Genomic DNA, 11,250 nt, shown 5'->3' with positions numbered 1-11,250 from the left:
CTCGTGGGCGGTTCACACTCTGAAGGAGGATCATGCGGATCACGGGCCTCGGCCACGCCGGGATGTTCATCGAGACGGCCGGCGGCAGCATCCTGTGCGACCCCGTCATCGGACCCACCTTCTTCGGCTCGTGGTTCCCGTTCCCCGACAACCGGGGTCTCGACTGGGAACGCTTCGGCAAGGCCGACTTCCTGTACATCTCGCACCGGCATCGCGATCACTTCGACCCGGCGCTCATGCGGCGTCACGTGCCGAAGGACATCACCGTGCTCCTCCCGGACTACCCGACGGACGACCTCGAGCACGATCTCCGCGAGCTCGGCTACGACAACATCGTGTACACCCAGGCGGGGGTGCCGCTGGAGTTCGGACCGCTGAAGGTCATGGTCACGCCGCTGCGCGCGCCGAGCGACGGTCCCATCGGCGACTCGTCCCTGAGCGTGGACGACGGCACGGCCAGCATCCTCAATCAGAACGACTCGCACCCGCTGGACCTCGACAAGCTCCTCGCCTTCTCGAAGCCCGAGGCGTACTTCACGCAGGTGTCCGGTGCGATCTGGTGGCCGATGGTCTACGACCTGCCCGCCGACGCGAAACGGAACTTCGCCAAGCTCAAGCGCGACGCCCAGAACAAGCGCGCCCTCTACTACATCGAGAAGGTCGACGCCGAGCACGTCTTCCCGATGGCCGGGCCGCCGATGTTCCTGCGCGAGGAGCTCTTCCGCTACAACGGCTACGGACTGGAGGACGACTCGATCTTCACCGATCAGCGTCAGTTCCTGGCCCACATGGCCGAGGTGCGGCCCCAGCAGAAGGGCTACGAGTTCGTGCCCGGCACCGTCGTCGAACTCGACGGCGGTCGGCTCACGGTCACGCAGACGCTCTACTCGCAGGCGGAGATCGACCGGATCTTCGACGACAAGTGGGCCTACCTCGCCGAGCAGCGCGACTCGCGCCAGGCCGAGATCCGCGCCGAAGAGGCCTCCCGCGCCCCCGTGCTCCCTCCGGAGGAGATGCTCGCGGCCATCAAGGAATGGTGGGAACCGCTCCTGCGGCGCGCGCGCACGATCCGGGGCGGCGTCGGCGGCATCGTCCGCTTCCGCATCGGCGAACTGGACATGGTCGTGGACTTCCCCAAGGCGAAGGTGCGCGAGTACGCAGGAGACGACTGCATCTACTGGTACACGATCCCCGCAGACCTGGTCTCGACGAACATCGCCGACCGCGAGATCGACTGGTCCAACTCGATCTTCCTGTCGATGCAGTTCGAGGTCGGCCGCAGCGGCAAGTTCAACGAGTTCCTGACCACCTTCCTCAAGTGCCTCTCGCGCGACCGCATCGAGTACGTCGAGAACTGGTACGCCGAGCAGTCGGACCAGACCGAGGACGCGCAGCTGGGCGACTGGATCGTGCAACGCCGGTGTCCGCACCTGCGAGCCGACCTGACGAAGACGGCGAAGATCGAGGACGGCGTGCTCACCTGCAGTCTGCACGACTGGAAGTGGGACCTCGCCAGCGGCCGGTGCCTCACCACGCAGGGCCACCCGATCCGCTCCCACCCTGCGGACGACGCCGGGCGGGAGGAAGCGGACTCCACCGCCGCCTGAGACCACCGGCGCATCGGGTATCCTGTACCCGCACCACAGCAACCTTTAACCCCGTCCCGTGAGGCGGAGAAGGGAGCGGCGGATGAGCACGCGCACCGTGCTGCACCAGGCCGACATCACCCGGGCCCTCACTCGGATCTCGCACGAGATCCTCGAGTCCAACAAAGGTCCCGACGGCCTCGTCCTCCTCGGCATCCCCACGCGCGGTGTCACTCTCGCCGAGCGCATCGCCGACCTCATCGGGCAGTTCAGCGGCACGCGTCCGCCGGTCGGCGCGCTCGACGTCACGATGTACCGCGATGATCTCCACCGGCATCCGACGCGCGCGCCGCAGCCCACGCAGATCCCTGCCAGCGGCATCGACGGCCGGACGGTCGTCCTCGTCGACGACGTGCTGTTCTCGGGCCGGAGCATCCGCGCCGCACTGGACGCGCTGCAGGACATCGGGCGCCCGGCGGCGGTGCGGCTGGGCATCCTCGTCGACCGCGGACACCGCGAGCTCCCCATCCGCCCCGACTTCGTGGGCAAGAACCTGCCGAGCGCGCGTGACGAACGCGTCAACGTCCGCCTGAGCGACGTGGACGGCATCGAGGAGGTGACGATCGGCTCATGAGGCATCTGCTCGACACCCGCACCCTCTCCCGCGACGAAGCGCTCCGCATCCTCGACGTCGCCGAGGACATGGCCGACACGCAGCAGCGCGAGGTCAAGAAGCTGCCGACGCTCCGGGGGAAGACCGTCGTCAACCTGTTCTTCGAGGACTCCACCCGCACCCGCATCTCGTTCGAGGCGGCCGCCAAACGACTGTCGGCGGACGTCATCAACTTCTCGGCCAAGGGCTCGAGCGTGTCGAAGGGGGAGTCGCTGCAGGACACCGCCCAGACCCTGCAGGCACTCGGTGCCGATGCGGTCGTCATCCGGCACGGCGCTTCGGGCGCTCCTCGCACCCTCGCCACGAGCGGCTGGATCAGCGCCGGAGTCGTCAACGCGGGGGACGGCACGCACGAGCATCCGACCCAGGCGCTGCTGGACGCCTTCACCATGCGCAAGCGGCGGTACGGCGCGGACAGCCGCGGACGCGACCTCGCCGGGGTACGGGTCACGATCGTGGGAGACGTGCTGCACTCCCGCGTGGCGCGCTCGAACGTGTGGCTGCTCGACGCCCTCGGCGCGGACGTCACGCTCGTGGCCCCGCCCACCCTCGTCCCGCAGGACGTCTCCGCCTGGCCGGTCCGGGTCCGGTACGACCTCGACGAGGCCATCGCCGGCGGGCTCGACGTGCTCATGATGCTGCGCATCCAGGCCGAACGCATGAACGCCGCATATTTCCCCACTGAACGGGAGTATTCGCGCCGCTGGGGTCTGGATTCCGGTCGGTTGGCCGCGCTCGGCCCCGGTAGCATTGTGATGCACCCCGGGCCGATGAACCGCGGCCTGGAGATCTCCGCCGACGCCGCCGATTCTCCCCGCTCGACCGTGCTCGATCAGGTGACGAACGGCGTCTCGGTGCGGATGGCGGTGCTCTATCTGCTGCTGGCGGGAAACGACGCGCGCGACGAGAAGGAGGACGCACGATGACCGAGGTCCTTCTGTTCCGAGGAGCGTTGCTGGGGGGATCCGGCGCCGCCGACATCCTCGTCGAAGACGGCCGCATCGCCGATGTCGGCAGCGGCCTCCAGCGTGCGGGCGCCACGGTCGTGGACGCGCACGGTCTGATCGCCCTCCCGGGCCTGGTCGACCTGCACACCCACCTGCGCGAGCCCGGGTACGAGGCATCCGAGACGGTGCTCACCGGCTCGCGTGCCGCGGCCGCCGGCGGGTACACCGCCGTGTTCGCCATGCCCAACACGTCGCCGGTCGCCGACACCGCCGGCGTCGTCGAGCAGGAGCTCGCACTCGGCGAGGCCGCAGGATTCGTCACCGTTCAGCCGATCGGCGCCGTCACCGTCGGGCAGAAGGGCGAACGCCTGGCGGAGCTCGGCGCGATGGCCGACTCCCGGGCGCGGGTGCGCGTGTTCAGCGACGACGGCTTCTGCGTGTGGGATCCGCTGATCATGCGCCGCGCCCTGGAGTACGTGAAGGCCTTCGACGGCGTCATCGCCCAGCACGCGCAGGATCCCCGCCTGACCGAAGGAGCGCAGCTCAACGAAGGCTCCGTCTCGGCCGAGCTCGGACTGGCAGGATGGCCGGCCGTCGCCGAGGAGTCCATCATCGCCCGCGATGTGCTTCTCGCGGAGCACGTCGGCTCCCGTCTTCACGTCTGCCACCTCTCCACCGCCGGATCCGTGGACATCATCCGATGGGCCAAGAAGCGGGGCATCGACGTGACGGCCGAGGTGACACCCCATCACCTGCTGCTCACCGACGAGTCCGCCCGCGGCTACGACGCGCGCTTCAAGGTCAATCCGCCGCTGCGGCGCCACGAGGACGTCCTGGCGGTGCGCGAGGGGCTGGCGGACGGGACGATCGACATCGTCGCGACCGATCACGCCCCGCACCCCGCCGAGGCGAAGGCCTGCGAGTGGCAGGCGGCAGCCAATGGCATGGTGGGTCTCGAGAGCGCGCTGCGGGTGGTCCACGCCACGATGGTCGACACCGGCCTGATGACGTGGGGAGACATCGCCCGAGTGATGTCGCGCGAGCCCGCCCGGATCGGGAGGCTGTCGGGTCACGGAACGCCGCTGACCTCGGGACAGCCCGCGTCGCTGACCTTCTACGATCCCGCACCGGTCCGCGCGTTCTCGGTGGACGACCTGCACGGACGCAGCCGCAACTCCCCGTATCTCGGGCGCGAGCTCCCCGGCGACGTGCGCTGGACGCTTCACCGCGGCACCCCGACGGTGGCGGACGGCCGTGTGCTCGATCTGCCGGGGGTGCGGGCATGACCCGTGAGGGAGCGCTGCTGGTCATCGTCGCCGTCACGCTCGTCGCACTGGCCGGGCTCGCATGGGCCTGGCGGCGGCGCACCCGGCGCGACGCGGGGCTGAGCGCCCCGCACGGCGACCTGCCCGCGGACGGCGGTCCCACGACGGCCTTCCGCGTCCTCTACGTCGCTACGACGCGCCATGGCCAGCCCCTGGAGCGGCTGGCGATCCGAGGCCTCGGCTTCCGGTCGCGGGCCGATGTCACGATCGCGTCGGCCGGCGTGGCGCTCGACCTCACCGGCCAGCCCCGTGTGCTCCTTGCCACGCCGATGATCACCGACGTGGCTCAGGCCACCGTCGCCATCGACCGTGTCGTCGAGCGCGACGGCCTTGTGCGACTTTCGTGGCGCATCGACGACGACACCGTCGTCGACTCGTACCTCCGACCGCAGGATGCCTCGGCCCGCGCTCTCGCGGACGCCGTTCGCGGCATCCTCCCCACCCCGACGGGAACCGAATCATGACCTCACTGTTCCAGTCCGACCCGGCCGTCCTCGTCCTGGAGGACGGCACCCGCCACCGCGGCCGCGCCTACGGTGCGGTCGGGACGACCCTCGGCGAGGTGGTGTTCGCCACCGGCATGACCGGCTACCAGGAGACCCTCACGGATCCCTCCTACGCCGGCCAGATCGTGCTGCAGACGGCACCGCACATCGGCAACACCGGGATGAACTCCGAAGACGTCGAATCCCGGCGCATCTGGGTGGCCGGCTACATCGTCCGGGACCCCTCCCGCGTGGTGTCGAACTGGCGCTCGGAGAACTCCCTCGACGAGGCCCTCGACACGGACGGGATCGTCGGGATCTCCGGCATCGACACGCGGGCCGTCACACGCCACATCCGTGCGGCGGGCAGCATGCGCGGCGGCATCTTCTCCGGTGCGGCAGCGGAGATCGACGCCGACGAGCAGCTGCGACTGGTCCGCGAGGCCCCGGCCATGGCGGGCCAGAACCTCTCGGGCCAGGTGTCGGTGACCGCTGCTGAGGTCACCCCGGCGACGGGGGAGCGGATCGGCAACCTCGCCGTGCTCGACCTCGGCGTGAAGCAGGCCACCGTCGACAACCTCGCCGCGCGCGGGTTCGACGTGCACGTGCTGCCCCAGACCTCCACGATCGAAGACATCCTCGCGATCGACCCGGTCGCCGTGTTCTACTCCAACGGCCCGGGCGACCCCGCAGCCTCGGACGCCCACGTCGAGGTGCTGCGCGCGGTGCTCGATCAGCGCCTGCCCTTCTTCGGCATCTGCTTCGGGAACCAGCTCCTGGGCCGGGCGCTCGGGCTGGGAACCTACAAGCTGCCCTTCGGCCACCGCGGCATCAACCAGCCGGTGCTCGACCGTTCCACGGGCCGCGTGGAGATCACCGCGCACAACCACGGCTTCGCCGTCGACGCACCGCTCGAGGGCTCGTTCGACAGCCCGCGCGGCTACGGCCGCGTCGAGGTGAGCCACGTCGGACTCAACGACAACGTCGTCGAGGGCCTGCGCGCCCTCGACATCCCCGCCTTCTCGGTGCAGTACCACCCCGAGGCCGCGGCGGGACCGCACGATGCCAACTACCTCTTCGACCGGTTCGCTGACCTCGTCCGCGGCACGGTCGCTGACGTCCAGGAGGACGAGAACTGATGCCCAAGCGCGACGACATCACCAGTGTCCTGGTCATCGGGTCCGGCCCGATCGTGATCGGCCAGGCGTGCGAGTTCGACTACTCGGGCACGCAGGCCTGCCGGGTGCTGCGCGAAGAAGGCGTGCGCGTCATCCTGGTCAACTCCAACCCGGCGACGATCATGACCGACCCCGACTTCGCCGACGCGACCTACATCGAGCCGATCACCTGGCAGGTGATCGAGACGATCATCGCCAAGGAGAAGCCCGACGCGATCCTTCCCACCCTCGGCGGACAGACGGCGCTGAACGCCGCGATCGACCTGCACAACCACGGCATCCTCGAGAAGTACGACGTCGAGCTGATCGGCGCGAGCTTCGAGGCGATCAACAAGGGCGAGGACCGCCAGATCTTCAAGCAGCTCGTGCTGGATGCCGGAGCCGACGTGGCCGCCAGCCGCATCGCCCACACCATGGACGAGGTCCTCGCCGCCGCCGACGAGCTGGGATACCCGCTCGTGGTGCGCCCTTCCTTCACCATGGGCGGGCTCGGCTCGGGATTCGCGTACGACGAGCGCGACCTCCGCCGCATCGCGGGAGCAGGACTCCGCGACTCGCCCACCACCGAGGTGCTCCTGGAGGAGTCCATCCTCGGGTGGAAGGAGTACGAGCTCGAGCTCATGCGCGACACCGCCGACAACACCGTCGTGGTCTGCTCGATCGAGAACGTCGATCCCGTCGGCGTCCACACGGGCGACTCGATCACCGTCGCCCCTGCGCTCACCCTCACCGACCGCGAGTACCAAGAGCTCCGCGACATCGGCATCGACATCATCCGCGCCGTCGGCGTCGACACCGGCGGCTGCAACATCCAGTTCGCGGTCGACCCCGCGACCGGACGCGTCATCGTCATCGAGATGAACCCCCGCGTCTCGCGCTCGTCGGCGCTGGCCTCCAAGGCCACCGGATTCCCGATCGCCAAGATCGCCGCCAAGCTCGCCATCGGCTACCGCCTCGACGAGATCCCCAACGACATCACCAAGGTCACCCCCGCGAGCTTCGAGCCCACCCTCGACTACGTCGTGGTGAAGGTTCCGCGCTTCAACTTCGAGAAGTTCCCCGCCGCGGACACGACGCTGACGACCACCATGAAGTCCGTCGGCGAGGCGATGGCCATCGGCCGCAACTTCGCCACGGCGCTGCAGAAGGCGCTGCGGTCCCTCGAGAAGCGCGGCTCCAGCTTCCACTGGGGCGACCAGTCGCTGACGATGGAGGAGCTGCTCGAGATCGCCAAGACGCCGACCGACGGCCGCATCATCGCGGTGCAGCAGGCGCTGCGCCTCGGTGCCACGGCGGAGCAGCTCTTCGACGCCACCGCGATCGACCCGTGGTTCCTCGACCAGATCGTCCTCATCAACGAGGTCGCGGCCTTCATCCGCGACGCCGACGACCTCGATGCCGACACGCTGCGGGTCGCCAAGGACCACGGGTTCAGCGATGTCCAGATCGCGCAGCTTCGCGGCCTCGCCGAAGCCGAGGTGCGCGGCATCCGTCACGGTCTGGGACTGCGGCCGGTGTACAAGACCGTGGACACCTGCGCGGGCGAGTTCCCGGCCCTCACGCCGTACCACTACTCCAGCTACGACGCCGAGACCGAGGTCACGCCGTCCGAGCGCACGAAGATCGTCATCATCGGCTCGGGCCCGAACCGCATCGGGCAGGGCGTGGAGTTCGACTACTCGTGCGTGCACGCCTCGTTCGCCCTCGCGGACGCGGGATTCGAGACCGTCATGGTCAACTGCAACCCCGAGACCGTGTCGACCGACTACGACACCTCGGACCGGCTGTACTTCGAGCCGCTGACCCTCGAGGACGTGCTGGAGGTCCTCCACGCGGAGTCCCGCTCCGGCCGTATCCTCGGCGTCATCTGCCAGCTGGGCGGCCAGACGCCGCTGGGCCTGGCCAAAGGCATCGAAGAGGCCGGCTACCGCATTCTGGGCACGAGCCCGGCCGCGATCGACCTCGCCGAGGAGCGGAGCCTGTTCAGCGGCATCCTCGACGCCGCCGGTCTCGTCGCCCCGCGGCACGGCACGGCGATCGACGTCGACGGAGCGGTGGCGGTGGCCGAGGACATCGGCTACCCGGTGCTCGTCCGCCCGAGCTTCGTCCTCGGCGGCCGCGGCATGGAGATCGTCTACGACACGGCGAGCCTGCGCGACTACTTCGTGCGCATCGCCGATCAGGCCATCATCGGCCCCGGGCTGCCGCTGCTGGTCGACCGCTTCCTCGACGACGCCATCGAGATCGACGTGGACGCGCTGTTCGACGGCGACGACCTGTACATCGGGGGCGTCATGGAGCACCTCGAGGAGGCCGGCATCCACTCCGGCGACTCCAGCTGCACGCTGCCGCCGGTGAGCCTCGGGCGCACCGACATCGACCGCGTCCGCGACGCGACCCTCGCCATCGCGCGCGGGGTGGGGGTCCGGGGGCTGCTCAACGTGCAGTTCGCCATCAGCGCCGGCGTGCTCTACGTCATCGAGGCCAACCCTCGTGCCAGCCGCACCGTGCCCTTCGTCTCGAAGGCGCTCGGCATCCCGCTCGCCAAGGCCGCCAGCCGCATCATGGCGGGGTCCACCATCGCCGAGCTGAAGGACGAGGGGATGCTGCCGCTGCAGGACGGCTCGCGCGTGCCGCTGGACGCACCCGTCGCGGTCAAGGAGGCGGTGCTGCCGTTCAAGCGGTTCCGCACCGCGGACGGTCAGACGGTCGACTCGGTCCTCGGGCCGGAGATGCGCTCGACCGGCGAGGTCATGGGCATCGACCGCGACTTCCCGACGGCGTTCGCGAAGTCGCAGGAGGCGGCCTACGGCGGGATGCCGCTGGAGGGAACCGTCTTCATCTCGGTGGCCGACAGCGACAAGCGGGCTGTCATCCTTCCGGCGCACCGGCTTCAGGAGCTGGGCTACGACCTCGTCGCCACCGAGGGCACCGCCGAGATCCTGGCCCGAAACGGCATCCGGGTGCGTGTGGTGGGCAAGTACTCCGAGACACAGCAGACGGGGGAGCAGAACATCGTCGACCTCATCAACGCCGGCGAGATCGACATCGTCGTGAACACCCCGAGCGGCGGGCTCGCCCGTGCGGACGGCTACGAGATCCGCGCGGCGGCGGTAGCGGGCGACAAGGCGCTGTTCACGACCATGGCCGTGCTCGGCGCCGCGGTGAGCGCCCTTCCCGTGCTGCGCGAGGGCTTCGACGTCAAGAGCCTGCAGGAGTACGCCGTCGAGCGAGCAGGCCGGCTGTGACGGGATTCGCCGCGCGGCTGCGCAGCGCGCTCGACCGGCACGGCCCGCTCTGCGTCGGCATCGACCCGCACCCGCACCTGCTCGAGCAGTGGGGGCTGGCGGTGTCGGCGGACGGTGTCCGGGAGTTCGCACTGCGGACCGTCGAGGCCGCGGCGGGGCGGGTCGGCGTCGTGAAGCCCCAGGTGGCGTTCTTCGAACGATTCGGATCCGAGGGCTACGCCGCCCTCGAGGCCACGCTCGCCGCCGCCCGCGACGCCGGGCTCCTGACGATCTCGGACGCCAAGCGCGGCGACATCGGCAGCACGATGGCCGCGTACGCCGCCGCATGGCTGGAGCCGGGGTCCCCCCTCGAGTCGGACGCGCTCACGGTGAGCCCCTACCTCGGAGCGGACTCCCTGCGGGAGACCCTCACCCTCGCGGTCCGACACGGCAAGGGCGTCTTCGTCCTCGCCGCGACGAGCAACCCCGAAGCCGCCGCCCTGCAGAGCGCCCACCCGATCGACGTGGCCTCCACCGAGGGGCAGACCGTCGCCCAGCGGGTGGCGCGCGACGTGTCGTGGGTCAACGGCTCAGCCGCCTTCGACGGAGGACTCGGCCCCGTCGGGCTCGTCGTGGGCGCCACCGTCGACCGCGCAGAGTTCGGACTCACCGACGAGGTGCTGCGCGCGACGCCGCTGCTGGCCCCGGGATTCGGCGCTCAGGGCGCGGAGCCCCACGAGCTGCACTCGCTGTTCGGCGCCCTGGCCGGCAATGTCGTCGCGTCCGAGAGCCGCAGCATCCTCTCGGCCGGCCCGACCGCCCTCGCCGCTCGCATCGACGAGCGCGCCGCCCTCTACCGGGAGCATCACGATGGCTGACGCCCGCACCCCGCCCGATGTCGACCGCGCCGCCGCGTCGCGTCGCGCGGTAGCCGCGCGACGCGCACGGGCGTCGCTGAAGAAGGACGTGTCCATGCGGGTGATCACCCCGCAGGAGCTGCTGCGCCGCGCACTCGCCGAGCCCGACGCCCCCGCGGGGGCGATGCGGGTGACGGAGTTCCTCACCAGCATCCCGGCGATCGGCGAGGGCAAGCGCGACCGCATCCTGCAGGAGCTGCAGATCTCGCCCGTCAAACGCCTCGGTGGGCTCGGCTCGCGTCAGCGCACCGACCTGCAGCGATTCCTCGACGAACGGTGGCCCGAGCTCCAGCCCCGCGGCGGCCGCAGTCGCCTGGTCGTGCTGGCAGGCCCCACGGCCGTCGGAAAGGGCACCGTCGCGGCGCACATCAAAGCGCACCACCCCGACATCCATCTGTCGGTGTCGGCGACGACCCGCGCGCCGCGCCCCGGCGAGGTCGATGGGGAGCACTACTACTTCGTCGACGACGCCGAGTTCGACCGTCTCATCGCGGAGGGTGAGCTGCTCGAGTGGGCGACCGTGCACAACGCGCACCGCTACGGCACGCCGCGCGGGCCCATCGAGCGCGCGCTGGCGGACGGCCGCACCGCGCTGCTCGAGATCGACCTGCAGGGGGCGCGTCAGGTCCGCGAGGCCGAGCCGTCCGCGACGCTGGTGTTCCTCCTGCCGCCGAGCTGGGACGAACTGGTCCATCGTCTGGTCGGTCGCGGCACCGAGGGGCCTGAGGAACGGGCCCGCAGACTCCGCACCGCCAAGGGGGAACTGGCCGCCCAGAGCGAGTTCGACTACCGCGTGGTCAACGCCGACGTCGCCGACGCGGCCCGAGAGGTCGTAGAATTGGCCCAGGCGCCCGCGCGTCCCCTGTCGCGCGCCTGACACGCCGCCGATTTCCACCGGCTCCCGGACCTCGT

The 11,250-nt window shown here is 70.2% G+C and carries 9 protein-coding genes; all 9 read left to right on the top strand.

Annotation, left to right across the window (positions count from 1 at the left end; translation table 11 throughout):
• Positions 1-32 precede the first annotated feature (32 nt).
• The 9 genes from NFR93_RS01945 (at position 33) to gmk (ending at position 11,215) form a co-directional block, all read left to right on the top strand.
• Positions 33-1,607, top strand: a complete 1,575-nt coding sequence (locus NFR93_RS01945; protein WP_251449647.1) for a Rieske 2Fe-2S domain-containing protein — start codon at positions 33-35, stop codon at positions 1,605-1,607.
• Between the two features lie 82 nt (positions 1,608-1,689).
• A complete protein-coding gene (gene pyrR, locus NFR93_RS01940; RefSeq protein ID WP_251449646.1) occupies positions 1,690-2,220 on the top strand; it encodes a bifunctional pyr operon transcriptional regulator/uracil phosphoribosyltransferase PyrR in 531 nt (176 codons plus the stop codon).
• Positions 2,217-3,185: an aspartate carbamoyltransferase catalytic subunit gene (locus NFR93_RS01935; RefSeq protein WP_251449645.1), complete on the top strand. Its 969-nt coding sequence runs from the start codon at positions 2,217-2,219 to the stop codon at positions 3,183-3,185. Before pyrR ends, NFR93_RS01935 begins: the two co-directional genes overlap by 4 nt.
• On the top strand, positions 3,182-4,492 hold the full coding sequence (locus tag NFR93_RS01930) for a dihydroorotase (protein WP_251449644.1): 1,311 nt from the start codon (positions 3,182-3,184) through the stop codon (positions 4,490-4,492). The genes NFR93_RS01935 and NFR93_RS01930 overlap by 4 nt, the downstream gene beginning before the upstream one ends.
• Entirely contained in the window at positions 4,489-4,995 is a 507-nt protein-coding gene (locus NFR93_RS01925; RefSeq protein ID WP_251449643.1) for a PH-like domain-containing protein, read from the top strand. Before NFR93_RS01930 ends, NFR93_RS01925 begins: the two co-directional genes overlap by 4 nt.
• A complete protein-coding gene (carA, locus tag NFR93_RS01920; RefSeq protein ID WP_251449642.1) occupies positions 4,992-6,155 on the top strand; it encodes a glutamine-hydrolyzing carbamoyl-phosphate synthase small subunit in 1,164 nt (387 codons plus the stop codon). The genes NFR93_RS01925 and carA overlap by 4 nt, the downstream gene beginning before the upstream one ends.
• On the top strand, positions 6,155-9,442 hold the full coding sequence (gene carB, locus NFR93_RS01915; RefSeq protein ID WP_251449641.1) for a carbamoyl-phosphate synthase large subunit: 3,288 nt from the start codon (positions 6,155-6,157) through the stop codon (positions 9,440-9,442). Before carA ends, carB begins: the two co-directional genes overlap by 1 nt.
• On the top strand, positions 9,439-10,299 hold the full coding sequence (gene pyrF / locus NFR93_RS01910; RefSeq protein ID WP_251449640.1) for an orotidine-5'-phosphate decarboxylase: 861 nt from the start codon (positions 9,439-9,441) through the stop codon (positions 10,297-10,299). Before carB ends, pyrF begins: the two co-directional genes overlap by 4 nt.
• The gene (gmk, locus tag NFR93_RS01905; protein ID WP_251449639.1) at positions 10,292-11,215 is read left to right on the top strand and encodes a guanylate kinase; all 924 of its coding nucleotides are present in this window, start codon (positions 10,292-10,294) and stop codon (positions 11,213-11,215) included. Before pyrF ends, gmk begins: the two co-directional genes overlap by 8 nt.
• Positions 11,216-11,250: the final 35 nt, after the last annotated feature.

Source organism: Microbacterium sp. Marseille-Q6648, assembly GCF_943181415.1.
In the GTDB taxonomy this organism is placed as follows: Bacteria; Actinomycetota; Actinomycetes; order Actinomycetales; family Microbacteriaceae; genus Microbacterium.
The sequence above is the reverse complement of the archived record's forward strand: the minus strand, read 5'-3'. Positions and strand labels throughout refer to the sequence as shown.